General features: G+C 64.9%; 17 protein-coding genes. All 17 read right to left on the bottom strand.

Translation table 11 applies throughout. The annotated features are described in order from the left end of the window. Positions 1-15: 15 nt before the first annotated feature. The 17 genes from IWX78_RS09700 to pilM all read right to left on the bottom strand — a co-directional run bounded on the left by IWX78_RS09700 (position 16) and on the right by pilM (position 18,007). On the bottom strand, positions 16-342 hold the full coding sequence (locus tag IWX78_RS09700) for a hypothetical protein (RefSeq protein ID WP_196833341.1): 327 nt from the start codon (positions 340-342) through the stop codon (positions 16-18). Between the two features lie 105 nt (positions 343-447). After that, positions 448-735 carry a WXG100 family type VII secretion target gene (locus tag IWX78_RS09695; RefSeq protein ID WP_196833340.1) on the bottom strand — a complete coding sequence of 96 codons (288 nt, stop codon included), beginning with the start codon at positions 733-735 and terminating at the stop codon, positions 448-450. Positions 736-811: 76 nt separating this feature from the next. Beyond that, positions 812-1,441: a hypothetical protein gene (locus IWX78_RS09690; protein ID WP_196833339.1), complete on the bottom strand. Its 630-nt coding sequence runs from the start codon at positions 1,439-1,441 to the stop codon at positions 812-814. Beyond that, entirely contained in the window at positions 1,432-2,028 is a 597-nt protein-coding gene (locus IWX78_RS09685; RefSeq protein WP_196833338.1) for a hypothetical protein, read from the bottom strand. Before IWX78_RS09685 ends, IWX78_RS09690 begins: the two co-directional genes overlap by 10 nt. Then, a complete protein-coding gene (locus IWX78_RS09680) occupies positions 2,025-2,561 on the bottom strand; it encodes a hypothetical protein (RefSeq protein ID WP_196833337.1) in 537 nt (178 codons plus the stop codon). The genes IWX78_RS09685 and IWX78_RS09680 overlap by 4 nt, the downstream gene beginning before the upstream one ends. A gap of 27 nt (positions 2,562-2,588) precedes the next feature. Then, positions 2,589-3,860, bottom strand: a complete 1,272-nt coding sequence (locus IWX78_RS09675) for a putative T7SS-secreted protein (protein ID WP_196833336.1) — start codon at positions 3,858-3,860, stop codon at positions 2,589-2,591. Positions 3,861-3,863: 3 nt separating this feature from the next. Beyond that, complete coding sequence (locus IWX78_RS09670) at positions 3,864-4,187, bottom strand: hypothetical protein (protein ID WP_196833335.1); 324 nt, start codon at positions 4,185-4,187, stop codon at positions 3,864-3,866. Between the two features lie 99 nt (positions 4,188-4,286). Beyond that, the gene (locus tag IWX78_RS09665) at positions 4,287-8,798 is read right to left on the bottom strand and encodes an FtsK/SpoIIIE domain-containing protein (protein WP_196833334.1); all 4,512 of its coding nucleotides are present in this window, start codon (positions 8,796-8,798) and stop codon (positions 4,287-4,289) included. Positions 8,799-8,835: 37 nt separating this feature from the next. Then, positions 8,836-10,110: an RDD family protein gene (locus IWX78_RS09660; protein WP_196833333.1), complete on the bottom strand. Its 1,275-nt coding sequence runs from the start codon at positions 10,108-10,110 to the stop codon at positions 8,836-8,838. 168 nt (positions 10,111-10,278) lie between these two features. Further along, the gene (locus tag IWX78_RS09655) at positions 10,279-11,316 is read right to left on the bottom strand and encodes a hypothetical protein (RefSeq protein ID WP_196833332.1); all 1,038 of its coding nucleotides are present in this window, start codon (positions 11,314-11,316) and stop codon (positions 10,279-10,281) included. A gap of 106 nt (positions 11,317-11,422) precedes the next feature. Continuing rightward, a complete protein-coding gene (locus IWX78_RS09650; RefSeq protein WP_196833331.1) occupies positions 11,423-12,205 on the bottom strand; it encodes an amino acid ABC transporter ATP-binding protein in 783 nt (260 codons plus the stop codon). Then, on the bottom strand, positions 12,192-12,854 hold the full coding sequence (locus IWX78_RS09645; protein ID WP_196833330.1) for an amino acid ABC transporter permease: 663 nt from the start codon (positions 12,852-12,854) through the stop codon (positions 12,192-12,194). The genes IWX78_RS09650 and IWX78_RS09645 overlap by 14 nt, the downstream gene beginning before the upstream one ends. Before the next feature lie 25 nt (positions 12,855-12,879). After that, positions 12,880-13,704 (bottom strand): amino acid ABC transporter substrate-binding protein, encoded by an 825-nt coding sequence (locus IWX78_RS09640; RefSeq protein ID WP_196833329.1) that lies wholly within the window; start codon positions 13,702-13,704, stop codon positions 12,880-12,882. 237 nt (positions 13,705-13,941) lie between these two features. Next, entirely contained in the window at positions 13,942-15,360 is a 1,419-nt protein-coding gene (locus tag IWX78_RS09635) for an HNH endonuclease (RefSeq protein ID WP_196833328.1), read from the bottom strand. Positions 15,361-15,564: 204 nt separating this feature from the next. After that, complete coding sequence (locus IWX78_RS09630; RefSeq protein ID WP_196833327.1) at positions 15,565-16,236, bottom strand: hypothetical protein; 672 nt, start codon at positions 16,234-16,236, stop codon at positions 15,565-15,567. A 2-nt stretch (positions 16,237-16,238) separates the two neighbouring features. Continuing rightward, the gene (locus IWX78_RS09625) at positions 16,239-16,961 is read right to left on the bottom strand and encodes a hypothetical protein (RefSeq protein WP_196833326.1); all 723 of its coding nucleotides are present in this window, start codon (positions 16,959-16,961) and stop codon (positions 16,239-16,241) included. Continuing rightward, the gene (pilM, locus tag IWX78_RS09620) at positions 16,958-18,007 is read right to left on the bottom strand and encodes a type IV pilus assembly protein PilM (RefSeq protein WP_196833325.1); all 1,050 of its coding nucleotides are present in this window, start codon (positions 18,005-18,007) and stop codon (positions 16,958-16,960) included. The genes IWX78_RS09625 and pilM overlap by 4 nt, the downstream gene beginning before the upstream one ends. Between the last annotated feature and the right edge of the window lie 23 nt (positions 18,008-18,030).

The following is an 18,030-nucleotide window of genomic DNA, read 5'->3' as shown; positions in this document are numbered from 1 at the left end:
GGGTGGGAAGGGCTGTTATCGGGTGGGTAGGTTGGCGCCGGTGTTCTTGTTGACCTTCAGCTGCTGGGCTGCGTCTGCATCGAACTCCTGCCATCCGGTGCAGGTGCTTTCAACGGCTGCCTGGATGCCGGTCAGCTTTTCGATAAGCGCGTTGCGCCTGTCGTCCCAGCCGCCCTCGAAGTCGTGGGTCTTGTCGCGAAGCTCCGTGCGTCCATCCGGGCTGTCGATCATTTCCTGGAGCTTGTCGGTGCGCGTTGCCGCATCGTTGAATTCGACGAGGATCTGCTTCAGCGAACCGTTCAACTGGTTGAGGTGTTCGACCTTGATGTAGACGTCGGCCATGGCCGGGCTCCCTTACGACAGCGGTGTGCGAGATGAAGACGAAGTCTCAAGAGAACGGTGGGGAGACGCTTCCGCGTCTCCCCACCGTTCGGATAAAAGCTGGTGTTACTGGCCTGCGAGCGCTGCGTCGGTGTCCTTGATCGCCTGCTGCATCTTGCGGAGCGACTCACCCATGTCCTTGATGCCGTCGATAGCCGTCTCGAGCCCTGTTGTGAGCTCCGTGTAGCCTTCGCCGAACTTGCCGGATGCGTGCTCCGTCTTGAAATCATCGCCGAGAAGCGTATCGACGCCGCTCTTGAGAGTGCGGAGGATGTCTGCAATGTCTTCGCGACCCTGCTCGAGCCTTCCCGCCATGCTTTCCATTTCGCCGTATGACGCCTTGAAGTCAGCCATGTTCGACCTTTCCGTTTCGGTTTCGGCCCCCTACGGACCTCGTGATTGCTACGCTACTGAACTCTCCACACACTACTCAATGGGCAGAAGTCCCCACGTTCGGGCTGGTGAGTTCTGCAGCGGTGCCGATCCGGATCGAGGCGAAGAGAGACGCGAGGTGGCTCTCCATCACACCGAGCACCGCCAGGTCTGTTCCCGTGACATCGAGCATGACGATGATGCCCTTCGCTTCTCCGATGAAGCGGATGTGTCCGACGGGGACCTGTTCGTCGTCTCCGGGGAGCGTGCCGAGCAGGACGACTCGCCACGCGTCGTCGAAGCCGGCGAACTGCACGCTGTCGGCCCGCTGAGGCTCCGGTTCGTCGCGCCCGCCGACGGCGACCTCGACCAGCGTGAGGTCGTCGACGGCATCCCTCGTCGACGCATAGAGGTGGGCGATCTGCATCATCCCCCCTGTCACGGGAAAATACCAGAACCGCCCCTCCGCGCCGGGCAGAGGGGAGTCGCTCGCCGCGATCGAGAGCGCCAGCCGTTCAAGGTCCCCGTGCAGTTCGTCAGGGATCTCCATGTCGGTCATGAGCGAGCGAACCGTCGTCTCGGCCCACACCTGGGCGTTCGGCCACTCGTTCGTGGGGAATTCGAGGGGCACGGGCACCCACAGCGCCGGATCGACATCGACGGAGTACCCGACTGTGTTCATTTCCATCGAAAGGTCTCCGCAATCGCATCGGACAGGGTGGTCAGCGACTCGAGCATCTCGTCCGACTCCCCCGACTGGAGGTGAAGGATGCTCGTCGCGAGGAGCATCCCCCGAGTCGGGTTCCTGCCTGGAACCGGATACAGGTACGAGATCGAGCGTGCTGACGCGCCTGCTTCACTGTTGACGTTGTTCTGGGTCTCGATCCACCGGTATACGCGGCTGAACGGAAGGTCGTACGTCTCGACGGGACCGCGTGCACGTTTGCGGACATCCGCGTCGAGCGTCTCTCCAGCCTTGACCGTGTACGGGACAGCGACAACGGTCATCGGCATCGGCACCTCGGTATCTTCGGTGGGGAGGTAGAGGGCGACGGCGCCCATCCGGCCGAGCGCCGTCCACTGCCGGTTGAGCATGAACGAGAGCTTGACGTCGAGGTCGGGGCGCCCGGCCTGCTTGAACCGGGCACGGATGCTCTCGGCGAGCTTCTGCCTGCCCTCCTCGTTGGGCTGGTGCTGGGCCCAGCCTGGCGGCAACAGTACACGGAAGGTGGACGGCGCCGCGGGCTGCCGAAGTTCGTCGGCCAGTGTGCTCACGAAGGGTTCTCCCTGCTCCGCCGGACGGCGGTGTTGTATGCCGGAACGAGCATGGCGAACCGGATGCCGAGGACCGCGAGCGTGAGAACCTGCGGGAGGGCTCCGATCCAGTGCTGAGCCAGTCCCAGTTCCGGGTATCTGTCGTCGAATACGGCGGCGCCGGCATCCGGGTACATGCGGGAAAGGCCGAGCGGCAACAGAACGAAGAGGACCACGGTGACGGCGAGCATGAAGATGAATTCAGGCGCCTGCTCCCAGGTCGCTTTCGGCGCGAGAATGACCGCTCCGAGCGCGGGCAGGACGCAGATAGCGATGACCAGCCAGGCCGGGATCGTGAGAAGCGGCCAGGGAACGATGACGTCCCACTTCACGTCGCTCGTCGGTCCGAACTGGCCGCCTGCGAGCAGCCCGGACACGAACATGAACAGCACGATCGCGAGCATGCTGAACGCCCCGACCATAAAGATCCCGCGCCCGATCAGGTACTGCCGCGCGACGCCTGGCGGCGCCTCGAGCGGGTTGAATGGCATCATGTCGTCAGACTAGCGCCGTCGCCGAGGTCATCCGAATCGAGGCAATACGCCGAGGTTGCTGCCCCAGCTGGCCACTGTTCCCGTGGTCCAGGTCGCGACCTGGGTGGCCTGGGTGCCGAGACCGGGCATCACGGTTCCCCGTGTGGCATTCGCCCACTGTGCGACCTCCGGGAACTGCGTGCCCCAGTTGCGTCCCATGTTGTTGAGGAAGCTGTTGATCCTGGCGGTACCTGTGCTTCCCGTGCGGATGCTGGTGAACGGGTTGACGAGCCAGCCCGGCTTCGGTGTGCCGGCGCGGGCGACCCCACGTGCAGCCCACCAGTTGCCGATGTTCTTGAACGGGGTGAAGAAGCGTGCTTGCGGCAGTGTCGAACGGACCGCCTGATACAGGACACCACGACCGGATGCCATCACGCGCGCAAGTCCCGGTGCGGTCTTGGACATCACCTTGGCGATCGCGGCGCCAGCGCCGAAGGTCACCAGGCCGACGGCGCTCCAGACCACCTGGTCCCAGGTCGTATGTCCTGAGATGGCCGAAGCGAGCGTCCCGACGAAGTGGACGACGCTGAGCACAGCGATCAGTCCCATCAGAAGCAGACCGAACGGTCCGGAGACGAAGAGTGCGATGACGGCAAGAACCGCGATGACCCAGCCGAGGACCTCGAGGAAGTCCCCGAGATTCTCCCAGAAGCCGTCATTGTTGCCCGCGGTCTCCATCGCCTTCTCGAGATCGCCGACAGCGGTGTCGTACCCGTTCGACCAGGTGGTGAACGTCGTCTCGAACTCGCTCCAGAGCGTATCGCGAGCTGTCGAAGCCGAGGTGAGGGCGGTCGACGCCGTTCCGAGCGCGTCTGAAGCCTGGTCCCGGTCCGCGGGTGTCGGGTCGTCTTCCCAGATCCAGGTCCGGTCGAGATCATCGACCTGGCCCTGCGCGTCGTTCTTCGCGTCGACAGCGCTCTGATAGCTCTCCTCGGCCGCTGTGATGTCTTCGATGCGAGGGTCGATCCAGTTCTGTGCGGTCTCGAGCACGCCGGCGTACGTCACCAGAACCGCGCCGGTCAACTCGTATCTGGTCGCCGCCTGGTCGAGGTCTGCGTGAGTCTCGTCAGCGGCTTCCTTGAGCTTGTCTGTGCCCATGCTCTTGTGCATGCCCGAATCGGCGATGTCCTTGAGCGCCTGCGCCGTGGCCGCCATCTGCTGTCCGAGCGTGACGAGGTCGTTGCCGCGGGTGTTGATGTCGGTGGGTTTGCCCTCGAGATGCCGGAGTTCGTAACCCTTGGTCGGTGAAGTCAGTGCCATCGTCTACCTTGCCTGTGATGGGACGGTCGTGGTGTCCGCAGTCATCGCCGCTGCGGCATCCGTGTCGACGGTGTGCCAGTTGTCGACGATTGCCTGCAGGTGTTCCTGGATGCCGGTGAGATTCTCAAGAAGTGCCTCACGTTTGTCATTCCAGGCGCTTTCGAAGTCGCTCGCCTTGTCACGGAGAGCGCTCCGGTCATCCGGACGTCCGATGCTTTTTTCGAGCTCGTCGTTGCGCTTCGCAGCGTTTTCGAACTCGCTGATCGAGTTCACCAACCCCTCGTTGGCGGTGCGAAGTCGTTCGAGGTCGAGCATGATGTCGCTCATCCGGTCCCCCCATTTCGTGCGTTCGGCTTCAGCCTATCGAGCGGCATCCGACGAGGCCATGGGGAGTCCTCCCCATCACCCCCCGGGTCCCGGGAGGGCTCAGTCTTCGGGGACGAGTGGCATCTGCACAGTGACCGCACGCCCGTTCTCGACGAAAAGACCACGGCCTTCGGGGAACTCGTGTCTCTGCACGCGCGGGAACGGCACCTTGAACAACGAGTCGCCATCGTACGTGTCCGGTTTGAGCACGATTCCGCGACGCCCGCCCTTGAAGTCGCCGATGAAGCCGTAACCCGACCCGAGCTGCGTGACGTCGCCGTCGCCCATAAGGAAGTGGTCACTGCGGTTGAGAGCCTGGAACATTTCCTTGAGCGGCCGCTCGGCGTCTGAGTCGGCGAATTCGGTGACGTTCTCGAGCACGATGACGATCCGGCCGGGGATCGTCTCGTCCGGGATGATGCCGGTGAGTTCCTTGGCGAGTGCTCTGACATCGTCCACAGACGACGCCGACCTGACCCACGGCCTGAAGCCTCTGAGCACGGCGCGCCTGCCACCGATGTGGAAGAACTTCGCCTCCGGGTCCAGTCGTGCCATGGCGATGATGAGGGCCCGCAGCGCATTGGACTTTCCGCTGCGCGGCGGCCCGGCGACGACGAAGGTCCCGATCGGTTCGAACCCCTTCGGGCCGAGCACATCGTCCGAGATACCGATGACGGGCAGCCCGTCGACCGAATCTGGCAGGTCCTGCACCTTGAGCTCGGTCGGCAGTGCGCCGATCTCACCGACCTCGATGGCTCCGCGGGCGCGGAGCTGTTCGGCGAACTCGTGCAGCGCTGCGGTCTGCTTGGCGACATTCGACGTTCCACCCATCACCGCGAGCTGGGTTTCGAAGCCGTCGACGATCGCCCGACCGGGGCCGCTTCGCTCGTTGAGGACGTCTTTGGGCGCTCCGAGGATGGCATAGGAGTTGTCATCGGAGAGTCGCAGGACGATGCGCTTGGGGACGTTTGCGCTGACGGCGGTCGGGACCGCGCCGTATCGATCAGCGGATGCCACGGCGTGGATTCCGAGCGGCCGGCCCTCACCCAGGATCCGCATGAAGATGTTGTAGTACGGCGAACGCGCTGAGGTCGTCTCCCACTCCTGTTTGAATGTGCCGAAGCCATCGATGAGAAGCACCACGCGCGGTTCGGTTGTGCGCCCGCTCAGCTCGCGATACTCGGTGAGGCTGGCGGCGTTCACCTCGGAGTACCGTTTCGCGCGGTCGTCGAGCATCGATCGGAGCGTGCGGAGCAGGCGCTGCACACGCTCGGCGTCGTCACCCGACACGATCGAGCCCACGTGGGGAAGGATCTCGACCGACCGCAGCGCGCCGGTACCGAAGTCGAGGCCGTACACCTGCGCGGCACCCATCTCGGGGTTCGCGCCGATCGCCGTCGCGATGGAGCGAAGAGCGGCGGATTTACCGGCGCCACCGGTCCCGTAGAGGAGCATGTGCCCGTCGGTGTCCGGCTCGAAGTACACCGGTTCCTGCAACTGACGCTCGGGGATGTCTGCGAGGCCGAGCGGAATGCGGTTGTCTCCGACGAGCGGCAACTCCCGCAGGTCGACCTCGACCCGGAGGTCATCGAGCCAGGGGCGCCGAGGTGCCGGGATCCTGGCTTCCTTCGTGGCCTCGATGAGGTTCTTCACGATGCGCTTCTGGTCGTTGGGGCCGAGGTCTTCGGTGTGCGAGTCGGACTCGGGGCCGGCATCCGTCTCCCAGACGACGATCGAACCGAATCGAAGCTCGGCGATCTTGACCTGTGCCTCGTCGACCTCCTCGTTGGTCCACCCACCGGCATAACCGGACTGGAAGGGAACGAGCCTGCCCGGCCCGGTCTTGGCGATACCGCGGCCGGGGATGGACGGGTCGAACGTGCCCGCGACGGGGTCGCCGACGACGTCGTTGGAGTCGGACACATCTGCCATCCGCAGGGCGACCCGCAGGTTGGTGTTGGCCCGGAGGTTGTCCTTGATCACACCTGCCGGTCGCTGGGTGGCCATGATCAGGTGGATTCCGAGGGAGCGGCCGCGCTGGGCGATGTCGACGACTCCGTCGACGAACTCGGGTACCTCGCCGGCGAGGGCGGCGAACTCGTCGATCACGAGCACGAGTGCAGGGGGCGTCTCCGGGTCCCGGCGTTTCTCGAGCTCGAGCAGGTCCTTGGCCTTCTTGCGGTTGAACAGGTGCTCGCGGTGGTGGAGTTCGGCTCGAAGGCTGGTGAGCGCTCGGCGCACGAGGTGAGGGCTGAGGTCGGTGACGAGTCCTACACAGTGCGGCAGCTCGACGCAGTCGGCGAATGCCGACCCTCCCTTGTAGTCGACGAACAGGAAGGTCACGCGGTCCGGACTGTACTCGGCCGCCATGCCGAGGACCCAGGCCTGGAGGAACTCCGACTTTCCTGAACCGGTGGTTCCGCCGACGAGGGCGTGGGGACCCTGGGTGCGCAGGTCAAGCGACATGGCATCCGGGCTGGCCTGCCCGATGTAGGCCTTGAGCGTTCCCGCACGCTTCAGCCGACCAAGCTGTGCACCCGAACGGTCGACGATTGAGTTGTTCTGAGCCCAGCGTTCGATCGCTGCGCCTGGCTGAGAGGCCATGTCGGTACCCACGAGTTTGAGAAGCGACACGCTCCTCGGGAGGTCGCTCGAGTCTGCGGTGACCGTGCTCGAGTCGACGACGGGTGCAAGGCGCTTCGCGAAGAGGTGCGCGTACGCATTCGACACACCCTCCACCTTGACGTCGGTGTAGTCCTCCCCCGCTCGCACGTAACCGACACGCGCGGCGTCCATCCCCGCTGTGGCGTCGATGAACGTGCGGCACGCCGCCGGCAGCGACTCGACGGTGGGGCCGACGAAGATCGTGTAGATCCCGGCGTCCGGTCCCCGCTCGATCACCTGGGTGAGGCGCGGTCGATCGATCGGAGCATCGCTCGAGACGATGAGGAGCAGGGCGACGTCGCCTTCGAGGGCGCCGACTGCCGCGCCGGTCTCGCCGACTCGTGAGCCGAGTACCATCGACGACTCTGAATCGCGAAGGGGTCCCAGCCTGCTCGGAGTTCCGGAGAGCCGGCCGAGGATGGCTTCTTCGAGGCCGTTGAGGAGCGCCGTTCCGGCAGACTGGCTGTCTGCCAGCGACATCTCAGCAAACGGTGATTTCGGGCTTGTCGTGTGCGGCAGCCATTTCATCCACTCGAGCTCGTTGGTCCAGGACGGGTCGACGATGGCTGCCGTCACCAGTTCGTTCGGCGCGTGGAGACCGAACAACTGCACACCGATTCCCCGCAGGATGTCTGCGGCGACCTCCCGTGACCCGGCGATGCCGATGGCACCCGCGCTGGGCAGCAACTCGACCACGGGCACGTCGTCGACCCATTCGTAACTCGACGTGAGTTCATCCACGCGTTGCGAGTACTCGGGGATCCCGTTGTTGTTCCCGCCGTCTGAGACGGTGTTCCTAGATCGGGCGCGGCCGACGCCGAGGCGGATCGAGAGGAAGTTCCAGTGCTCGGGACGCCGTGTCCACAGCATCCCGCCGAGTCGCATCGCCGCTTCGTAGACCGTCGCGACGGCGGGGGCTTCGGCGTGCCTGCGGTCCCGTTCGATGGCGACCTGGCCGACGAGGTCGTCTTCGAGCTTCTCGATCTGCTGCTCGAAGGTGTCGATCTCCCGTTTGAGCTTCTTGCCGCTCTGGGTGCGCTGCCCGACGAAGTTTCCCAGCATCATGAGCGGGGACATGAACACCATGAGCAGGGCAGCGGGCCGGTCGAAGATGAAGAACATGGCGACGCCGAGCATGGCTGGTGCGACGACCATCGGCCACGGGAACACCCGGGGATCCGCCTCGGCCGGCACCTTAGGGTGCGGGTATTCGACGCCGGGGTAACGCACTTCGACGCGCGGAGACCGGTTGAACATCAGTCCGCCGCCCCGTTCGAGAACGATGTCCCCTCCGGCAACCGATGACCCGACCGGGGTGATGCTGATCTCGCTGTCACCGAGAATGATGCGCTGCCCAGGGATGACTTTCACACGCTGCACGAGACCACCGTCGACGAGGACACCGTTCGCGGAGTTGAGATCGACGAGCTCGAGCCCGCCGGTCACCTCGAGCCTGGCGTGACGTTTCGAGACCAGGGGGTCGTTGAGCACGATGTCGGCGTCGGCGCCGCGGCCGAGCGTGCTGTGCCCCTGCGGCACGTGGAAGTCTTTACCTGCATCGGGTCCGGAATGCACGCGGACGACAGCGGCCACCGGGCTCGCCTCAAGGTCCTGCGGGGTACGCAGCGCGTTCGACGTCCCGAGGGAAATCACGGACGCCTGGAAGCCGGAGCCCAGTGGCGCCTCACCGATGAGCACGTCGGGGTGCAGCGGAACGAGGTCACTGGACGTGGGCGGCGCGACCGACAGGGTGAGGACCGAGAGGCCGTCCTTCGACAGGTGAGCGGTGAGCGGATCCGTCTCGGCGATCGATCGCGCGATGTCCTGCACCGTCGCGGTCGAGTCCGCCGTGATGATGATGTCGACCGACGAGCCGGCCTGCCGCAGGAGCGTGAGCTTGACCTTCATGGAAGTTCCTTCGTGGGTAGCTGTCGGCAGGGAGGGGTCATGCGGCGCTGGACCCGACCTCGACGGAGAATCGGCGTCCGCCGATCAGAACAGAGGAGCCGGGGACGAGGTACTCTCGTTGTCCGGCGGTGAGCTCCAGCGGTTCGCCGGACGGCGGGATCACCGTGGTGCCGTTGCTTGAGTTGCGGTCTGAGATCCAGAACCCGCGGTCGTCGAAGCCGAAACTCGCGTGCGTCTTGGAGATCTGCAGGGTGGAATCCGGAACCGGAATCACGTATTGCACCGTCTCACCCGGGCGGGGCTCGGGGTTGCGGCCGAGGAGCCCGGTCCCGTGCACATGGATCACGGCTCCGTCGTCGAAACGGAGAAAAGCTGACGGAGCCAGGCCGACCGCTTCGGACGTTGGCTGCTGCACGGGCTCCTGCCGGGGCAGCGGAGGTGCTGATGCGTCAGGCGGGACAGGGGCGGATGCCGTCGCCGGAGCGGACGGGACGTCGCCTGCCGCTGTGCCGTTTCCGATGGCGGGCGGGTCCCACGGTTCGAGGGGACCGGGTGTGTCCAGAGGGGCGTGCGCGGCGATGACTCCCGAGCTCGACCGCGCACTGGGCACGAACTCGACGTCTGACGCATGGCCGGCGCGGGTGGCCAGCGACGGAAGCACGATCTGCTCGACGGCGGGCCCGGCGCTCGCTGCTTTTCGGGCAAGGCGGAGGGCTTTCGCGTCGGTGGGGTCGAGGCCTGTGCGGACATCGACCATCCAGACGGTGAACATCCGGTCGTGCCAGCCCCGTCCTCGGCGCTGCGGGTCCCAGATCGGAGAGAGCAGGAAGACGATGACACCGAGAAAGGGCACGATGACGGCAGACAGGTACATCACGACGGCGCGGGCGACGATTCGCCAGAACCCGGGTTTTGCGAAGGTCGACGCGCGGACGGTCCGCAGTCCGAAGATCATCTTGCCGAAGGTCACCCCGCGGATGCCGTGGAGGATCAGTTGCACGAGGCCGAGGACGAAAAGCAGCGACTGGGTGACGACGTAGAACAGGAGCGCGGTGCCGAAGTTGTCGCTGCGAGCGAGCGTCGTGGGTGTGACATCACCGGCCTGCAATTCGGCCAGCAACGGAAGGGCGCCGATCAGACCGGTCGCAGCGATGACGCCCCAGATAACCGCGTCGACCGCGAACGCTAGGGAGCGACGCAGACGGGGTGCTGCAACGAGGCCGACGGCCGTCGCATACTCCGGGTCAGGCCGCCCGTCGGGAAGAAAGCCGATCTCCGGCGCTTCGGACGCCACTGCAGGGGTGACGGTCACGGTCGCTCCTCGGGTCATGCCCCACGTTCCTGCAGGGCCACAGGCAATCCCGGCCGAACCCGACCGGTTGTCGATGGTGGGGCATCCTGCCCGGCCATCAGCTTAGCCAACGGGGTGCGAGCCTGCCCCGGGGAGAACTACCCATCTCCGGGGCACGTCGTCACCACGTCAGGAGACGACGGGACCCTGGTCGAGGATGCGCTCGTACTCGTTCCTGGCCTCGACGTTGCGTTCCTTGACCTTGCGACCCCGTGCGGCGATCCAGGCGCCGAACCAGATGGGAACCTCGCGGCCGATGACGAATGCGACGACGGCTGCGGGCGAGAACAGGGCGTTCTGGACCACTCCGGCGACCTCGCTCGGGGTGATGCGTGAGGCCTGCTCGATGAGCACTCCACCGAGGTAGGAGCCGTAGACGATCGCGGCGACCACGAAGCCACCGAGAACGTATGCCCACCAGCCACCGCGGTTCACCACGGCGACGACGAGGACCATGCCGACGAAGAAGAAGATCACCGGAATCCAGAACGGGGCCTTGACGACGACGTCGTTGACGACGTCGACCGACCCGTTGTTGGCGACGAGCAGCAGCGCGAGGACGACCGCGTAGATCGCTGCGAAGACGACGGTGGCGAGGAGCGAGACGAGGATGCCGAATCCGCGGTTGCCCTTGGCCTTGGGCTCGCTCGGTGCCTGTACGTAGACCGGCTGGCGCACGGGGGCGGGTTCGACGCGGTCGTAGTTCGCGGGCGTCGGCGCGACCGGAGCGGTCGAGTCGGTGTACACGGGAGCAACGGCGGTGTCGCCGGCATGCTCGGACTCTTCAGCGCGCACCTGGTCTGCATGCAGGTCTGCCTGGGTGAGAACCGTGGGCTCGGACGACGACAGGACGTGGGTGTCGGCCTGCTCGGCGTAAGCGTGGTCGGCAACCTCGGGAGTGTGGTGGTGAGCGGTTGCTGAGGAGCTTTCAGCACCGGCGTCCGAAACGGGAGACTGGTCGACGGGGGTGTCGAGCACGGCGGTGTCGCCGGGGGCTGCGTCGTTGCTCGCGGTCTCTTCCGGACGCGAGTCACGGAAGGCATCCGGGTCGAACTCGTCTGAGGTCGCCTCGGGCGTGGCCTGCGGGTCGGCCGTCGTGTCGGAGGGCACAGCCTCCGGGGTGGTTCCGTCGCTGGGCTTGCCCGGATCGGGGGTGGTGTTGCTCATGGTGACACTCCTCGTCGATCGGGGCCTGATCTGCCCCGTGGGAGTCACTGTACCGGCGGATGAGCGCATTTCCGCGGAACCGCGCGGGTCGTCTGCGCAGGCCGATTCAATCCAGCGGCGAGAGGATGCGGTGGAGGAACTGCTTCGTCCGCTCCTGTTTCGGCGCGGTGAAGATGTCTTTCGGAGCGCCGCGTTCGACGATGACGCCGCCGTCCATGAAGAGGACCTCGTCGGCGACCTGTCTGGCGAAGGCGAGTTCGTGGGTGACGACGACCATCGTCCAGCCCTCGTCTGCGAGTTCCTTCATCACGGCGAGCACATCGCCCACGAGCTCCGGGTCGAGCGCACTGGTCGGTTCGTCGAAGAGCAGGAGCTGCGGTTTGAGTGCGAGGGCGCGAACGATCCCCACCCGCTGCGCCTGGCCTCCGGAGAGCTGGAACGGGTAGACGTCACGCTTCTCGGCGAGACCGACACGTTCGAGCAGAGCGACGGCTTCTTCTGTCGCCACCGTCTTCGATACCCCTTGGACCTGCACAGGGCCCTCGATGATGTTCTCCAGTACGGTCATGTGGGGAAACAGGTTGTAGTGCTGGAACACCATGGCCGTGCGATCTCGGAGCGTGAGGATGTCTTTCTTCGGCGGCTTGGCCGAGTAGTCGACACGGATGCCGTCTGTCGACGTGACGATGCCGGCATCCGGAATCTCGAGACCGTTGATCGACCGCAGAACGGTTGTCTTGCCTGAGCCTGACGGCCCGATGAGCACGAGGACCTTGCCGCGGCGGACGGCGAGGTCGATGCCCTTGAGCACCTCGTTGTCGCCGAAGGATTTGTGCAGCCCTGTGACGGTCAGGAGGGCATCAGGGGCGGTGCGGTCAGTGGGCGACATAGCGGTCCAGTCTCTTTTCGAGAACGTTCTGCCCCGAGGAGAGTACCAGGCAGATCAGCCAGTAGATCAGGGCGGCCTCGAGGTAGACCAACATGAACTCGCTGCTGAACGCAGCGATCTTCTGCGCCTGTTTGAACATCTCGGTGACGAGGATCAGCGATGCAAGAGAGGTGTCCTTGACGAGGCTGATGAAGGTGTTTGACAGCGGCGGGACCGAGACCCTCGCCGCCTGCGGAAGGATGATCCGCCGGAGAGCCCGCCTGCGTGACATCCCGATCGTGTACGCGGCTTCCCACTGCCCCTGGTGCACAGACAGGATCGCGGCCCGGATGACTTCGGCGGCGTACCCGCCGACGTTGAGCGAGAACGCGATGATCGCGCTCGGCCACGGGTCGAGTTTCACGCCGATCGACGGCAACCCGTAGAAGATCACGAACAGCTGCACGAGCAGTGGGGTGCCGCGGATGATGGAGATGTAGATCCGCGCGATCGCGGAGACGATCGCGTTGCGCGACAGTCTCATCAGCGCCACCAGGAGCGCAATCACGAGCCCGACCGCGAACGAGATCAGCGACAGCGGGATGGTGCCCGTGATGGCCCCGGACAGCAGCGGCCAGAACGAGCTGACGACCAGTTCCCACTCAGTCATGAGGGAAGTATCGCAGGAGCCGAGGCTACTTGCTCACGTCTTCGCCGAAGTACTTTTCAGAGATCTCGGCGAGTGTGCCGTCTTCGCTCAGTTCGGTGAGGGCCTCGTTGATGGCGTCAGCGAGGTCGTCGCTGCCCTTTTTGAGTGCGAACGCGCTCCGCGACGGGTCTTCGGTCTCGGCGACGATCTTGATGCCGGCATCCGGCTTCTGCTTGAGGAAGTCGAGGAAGGTCAGCTTGTCGTTGACGGTGGCGTCGACGCGGCCCTGTTCGAGGAGCTCGACGGCCTGTGCCCAGCCTTCGACGCCTTCGACGGTGGCGCCGGCGGTCTCGGCGACCTCGTACCAATTGCTCGTGAGCGACTGGGCCGTGGTCTTGCCTGCGAGGTCCTCGAGCGAGGTGATGTCGGTGTTGTCCTTGGCGACGATCAGAGCACCGGGCGAGACCGTGTACGGCTCGGTCAGGGTGTACTGCTCTTCGCGCTCGTCATTGATCGAAACCTGGTTGGCGATGATGTCGAAGCGGCCGGCTTCGAGACCGGCGAAAATGCCGTCCCATTGGGTCTCTTCGAACTGCAGCTCGAGGTCGAGCTTTTCGGCGACGGCGGTGACGACGTCGATGTCGTAGCCGGTGAGGTCACCCGCTCCGCCCTCGTGGTAGCTGAAGGGTTTGTAGGTGCCTTCCGTTCCGACGATGAGAACACCGGCTTCGGTGACGCGGTCGAGGGCGCTGTCGGAGTCGGTCGACGCGGTCCCGGAACCTGTGGACGCCGAGCAGGCCGACAGGGTGACGGCGAGGCCGGCGACGGTGGCAGCTGCGGCGAGCTTTGACAGGACGGAACGTGAAGACATGGTGGGTTTCCCTTTCGAAGTGGACCGGAGCATGCAGGTCGATCGGACTCTGCGCGTACTCCGGCAAGCGAGCGTAAGTCGCTGCGCCTGGCGCGCCAAATTCTCGTGACGCGCTGTTACATCGGAGGGGAACGTGCTATTCCTCCCGTTTATGCCCAACAGCTTTGTTTTGTGCCCAACCGCTCAGCTCTGCCCACTGCTCGGCTTCGGAACCACCAGCTCGGTGGAACCAAGGGCTCAGTGGAAGTAGGGTTTGCGGGTCATCCAGGCCGGCGGGATGCTGACCGGTTTACCGTCGACCATGATCATCGTCCACTCGCCAGCGTGCATCTTGCGGTGATCCGACCAGCAGAGAATCACTCCGTTATCGACGGTGGTTGTTCCGCCTTCTGACCACGGGACGACATGGTGGACCTCACAGCCGATGGCGGGGATGCCACACTCGAAGCAGGTGGGTCCGTCACGGGCGATGATCGCCTCGCGTTGTACTCGGTTGAAGGTGCGTTGTCGGGTGCCGAGCGCCGCGACCCCACCACCGGGGTCCAAACCCACGGGTTGGATGATCGCGTCGCAGAGAATCTGCTCGATCGCGGAGTAGGGGATCGGATCAGGGACTCCGACTGTCTGCCCGGTGCCCTGCTTCTTCGCGAGGGTGTCTGCCGAGACGGTGACGAGAACCGTGGGCGCTGCCCCACCGCTGGTGGGCATGTCGCCGGACCGGGCCAGGGAATCGATCATCGCGGCGAACACGTCGGCGCGTTGCTGCCCCGGCGTCCGCGTCTCCTGAAGCTTCGGGGCGCTGCCACCGGCTGTGGTCCACTCGTTGGCCGGGGTGGACTCGCCTGACTCGTCACCGCCTGGTAGACATTGTGGGGCACTGCGCGGCGTGAGGACGGCACCGAGCAGGGCGTGCAGTTTCGCCGCGACGTCGACGGTGAGCTGGCCGCCGAACGCAACCAGATCGTTCTCGACCTTGCGAGAAACCCAGAAGTCCCGGCGCCCGAACGCTGACTCCGCCCGCGGTTCGATGCCGTTGGGGTCGAGGCAGTCTTTCCACAACCGAGCCTGCCCGGCGATCAGATCCGTCGGCACCGCGATCCCGCCCGGCACCGTCTCCCCGGTCGCCTGACCCACCAACGCCACCTCCGCTGTTCCCAGATCATCGACGGATGCCCGCGGCGCGGCCTCTTCCAACGCTTTCGTGATCACTTCTGCCGCCTCGACGCCCAGCAGACCGGCGCTCAGCGCGTCCCTGACCGCGGGATACAAGGCCGGCAACGCTCCGCCGGTGTCTGATACCCGTGCGGCGGTCAACGCCCCGACTCTCAAATACCGATTCGCGGTGCGCGATGAGACCCCGGTGACCTGCTCCAACAGAAACGACGGCCGGGCATAGCCGTGACGCGCTGCGAGCCCTTTCGACCCGAACGCCTTGTCGGAGCGTTTCGCGACCTCGCGGGACCCGGCGACCAGAACGGCTTCAGCCCGTCGGACCAGCCGAGCGGCGTCGGCGATGAGGGTCAACAATTCGTCTGACGACAACCGACCGATACGGTCGAGATGCGCCTCCAGAACCCCCGCCCCGAGTTCCCCCTCGGACGATCCCCGGTCGGGCTCGGGGCCTGCCGGGAAATCATCATTGATCGGGGTGTTCATACGATAAGTGTGCACCCGACCACTGACATCCCACCCCGACAAAGCAGCAGTCGCAATTGCCCATGTGGAACGTCTCAGCGAGGGAAAACACGGGCCGATTCTCGGGTCGTTTCACGGAAACACTCCGCAGGTGACCGCGCTCAGAACCGGCCGATTCCACCTGTTGAACGTGCGCTATCGACGATCACACCTGTTGAACGGGACCTACTCCTTCAACAACACGTAGACGTAGCCGCTGATGGTCGCGGTGAATACCCCGGGCTTGTCTTCGATCGGGGCGATGGTGATGTTCGTTGCCATGAACAGCCGAGGACCATGCTGCAACTCGCTGATGAATGCCCGAGCCGCGTCGCGATCGCCTTCCACCTGCACTTCGACCGGAATCGCTACGAAGTTCTCCGGGGTGATGCGCGGGTCGGTGATCGTGTCAGGGACGTCCGGCGCTTCGGGCTCGGCTGCCGCGTCGGCATCCGGGGCTTCTCCTTCGCTATCGACGGGTTCTTCGACCGGCGCAACCGACGTGGCGGGGGCCGTGTACGGAATGGCCTCCGACACCGTGAGCGACGTCACCTTCGAGTTGCTCGCGGCGGCGAGGGTATCGAGCTGGGTCAGGAACGACGGCAGCTGCCCCTCGGCCGGGATCGAGCCGCGAAGGCCGGCCAGCTGTGTCTTCAGGTCATCGATGGTCTCGAAGTCCTTCTTGAGTTTCACGATCGTGAGCTCGGTGGCTGTGTTCTGCGCTTCGACTGAGATGCGTTGTTCGTCGGTCGATGCCTTCGCTTTCAACTGCGGGTCGACTCCGACGAACCAGCCCAGCGCCAGGATGCCGACCATCACGATTGCCGAGGCGAGAATCCAGATCTTTGTCTTGTCCATGATCAGTCCTCCTCCTTGGCCGTCTGCTCTGATTCAGCATCGTCAGCGGCGTCTTGATTCGCCGCTTTCTCGTCTTCGGGCACGAACCTCTCGGACCAGGCGCCTTCGTTGATGTGCATCGTGACGACCGTTTCGTACAGCTGCACCTCTTCATCGAACTTGATCGAATCGGGGTTCGCGTCCGTGAAACCCGGGAGGGCGCTCAGCGCGACGAGCCAGGCATCCGTATCGGGCAGAGCAGACGTCCAGGCGCCGAAGGTGAGTGTCGCCACGCGCATGCCTTGCAGGGGTGCCTCTGGCTGGGTGTAGTCGGCGAGCGGCGAGGCTCCGTCGATCACGACCTCCATGATCGCGACGTTGGCTGGCAGGCTCGCCTCGATCTTGTCGATGTAGGACTTCCAGTCGACCTCGGTCGCTGCGCCGACGCGCTGGCCGGCTTCGACCGTCGAGAGCTCGTCCTGGACGATTCGGACCTCGGTGTACTTCTGTTGCTCGAGGAGCAGTTCGTTCGTACGGTTCTGCGCAACAGCCAGCTGCGTCTGCGAGGTGAGGGCGAAATAGTAGCTCGCTCCCGTGCCGACGAAGACCAGCAGCACGACTCCGAAGATTCCCCAGATCAGCTTGCGCCGGGTGCGTCGGCCTTTGTGCTCCTGCCGGATCTCGTTCGGGAGAAGGTCAGATCGTGGGGCACCGCCGACGATCAGAATGTCTGTTGTCTTGCTCATGCTGCGCTCCCGAGTGCGAGGCCCAGTGCAACGAGAATGCCCGACTGGTTGGCACGAAGCTCGTCCGGTTTGATCGACTTCGAGATGGCCAGTCCGGCAAAGGGGTCGACCGGAACCACCGGGGTTCGAGTGAGTTCGGCGAGTGCGTCTGGCAAACCGTCGAGGTGGGCTCCCCCGCCGGTGAGGAGAATTCGTTCGACCGGGGCATCCGGTCGTGACGTGCTGAAGTACTCAAGCGTGTTCCGCGCGCTGCCGAGGAGTTCGCTCGTCACCTCGTTGATGATCTCCATCGGACGCTGGTACTGCGGGTCATCGACCCGCGTACGCAGCCCCACTCCACGTTTCAATCCCTCAGCCTGAGCCGTCTCGATCTCGAGCCGCTGGGCGAGGGCCGTTGTCAGGTCATCACCACCGGCCGGGATGATCCGGAGGAACTGCGGAACGCCGTTCGACGCGATCACCACCGTTGTGGCGCTCGCGCCGATGTCGACGATGGCGACGGTTCCGGTCGCGTGACCGTTTCGGAGAAGCACCCGCGAGAGGGCGAACGGGATGAGGTCGACCCCGGTCGTCGTCAGCCCGGATTTTTCGACTGCGCGCACGTTGCCGAGCACTGCTTCCTTGATCGCTGCAATGAGGAGTCCGTGGACCACAGTGCCCGAATCGGTCGTTTCTTCAGAGACGGGATAGAAGTCGAGCATCGCCTCGGTGACCGGCACCGGCAGGAGTTCCTGCACCTGGTACGGCAGGCCTTCGCGAATGCGGGTCTGAGACATCTTCGGCACCGTGAGGTCGCGAGCGAGAACTCGCTGGTTGCCCATGCCGATGACCACATTCTTGGTCTTGAATCCGCCGGTGGACCACAACCGTTTCAGTACCGATGAGACGGTGTTCGGCTCGATCACTTCACCGCGGTTCACCGCGCCGGCGGGCAACGGAAGCTCCGAGTAGCGCAGCAGCGTCGGCTTTGCTTTGTCCGGATCCTTGAGTTCGACGGCCCGGATCGCGACACTGCCGATGTCGATTCCCACAACGCTTGTTGACATGGTGTTTCCCCTTGCTTTCCCGT

This window comes from Mycetocola sp. CAN_C7 (assembly GCF_015752285.1).
Taxonomy (GTDB): domain Bacteria; phylum Actinomycetota; class Actinomycetes; order Actinomycetales; family Microbacteriaceae; genus Mycetocola_A.
Note: the sequence above shows the minus strand (reverse complement) of the source record. Positions and strands in the feature narration are given on the sequence as shown.

What these genes read in the sequence shown, in the direction of transcription:
- IWX78_RS09700 (WP_196833341.1), bottom strand. Translation starts at nt 342, where the DNA reads ATGGCCGACGTCTACATCAAGGTCGAACACCTCAACCAGTTGAACGGT.
- IWX78_RS09695 (WP_196833340.1), bottom strand. Translation starts at nt 735, where the DNA reads ATGGCTGACTTCAAGGCGTCATACGGCGAAATGGAAAGCATGGCGGGA.
- IWX78_RS09690 (WP_196833339.1), bottom strand. Translation starts at nt 1,441, where the DNA reads ATGGAAATGAACACAGTCGGGTACTCCGTCGATGTCGATCCGGCGCTG.
- IWX78_RS09680 (WP_196833337.1), bottom strand. Translation starts at nt 2,561, where the DNA reads ATGATGCCATTCAACCCGCTCGAGGCGCCGCCAGGCGTCGCGCGGCAG.
- IWX78_RS09675 (WP_196833336.1), bottom strand. Translation starts at nt 3,860, where the DNA reads ATGGCACTGACTTCACCGACCAAGGGTTACGAACTCCGGCATCTCGAG.
- IWX78_RS09670 (WP_196833335.1), bottom strand. Translation starts at nt 4,187, where the DNA reads ATGAGCGACATCATGCTCGACCTCGAACGACTTCGCACCGCCAACGAG.
- IWX78_RS09665 (WP_196833334.1), bottom strand. Translation starts at nt 8,798, where the DNA reads ATGAAGGTCAAGCTCACGCTCCTGCGGCAGGCCGGCTCGTCGGTCGAC.
- IWX78_RS09655 (WP_196833332.1), bottom strand. Translation starts at nt 11,316, where the DNA reads ATGAGCAACACCACCCCCGATCCGGGCAAGCCCAGCGACGGAACCACC.
- IWX78_RS09650 (WP_196833331.1), bottom strand. Translation starts at nt 12,205, where the DNA reads ATGTCGCCCACTGACCGCACCGCCCCTGATGCCCTCCTGACCGTCACA.
- IWX78_RS09645 (WP_196833330.1), bottom strand. Translation starts at nt 12,854, where the DNA reads ATGACTGAGTGGGAACTGGTCGTCAGCTCGTTCTGGCCGCTGCTGTCC.
- IWX78_RS09640 (WP_196833329.1), bottom strand. Translation starts at nt 13,704, where the DNA reads ATGTCTTCACGTTCCGTCCTGTCAAAGCTCGCCGCAGCTGCCACCGTC.
- IWX78_RS09635 (WP_196833328.1), bottom strand. Translation starts at nt 15,360, where the DNA reads ATGAACACCCCGATCAATGATGATTTCCCGGCAGGCCCCGAGCCCGAC.
- IWX78_RS09630 (WP_196833327.1), bottom strand. Translation starts at nt 16,236, where the DNA reads ATGGACAAGACAAAGATCTGGATTCTCGCCTCGGCAATCGTGATGGTC.
- IWX78_RS09625 (WP_196833326.1), bottom strand. Translation starts at nt 16,961, where the DNA reads ATGAGCAAGACAACAGACATTCTGATCGTCGGCGGTGCCCCACGATCT.
- pilM (WP_196833325.1), bottom strand. Translation starts at nt 18,007, where the DNA reads ATGTCAACAAGCGTTGTGGGAATCGACATCGGCAGTGTCGCGATCCGG.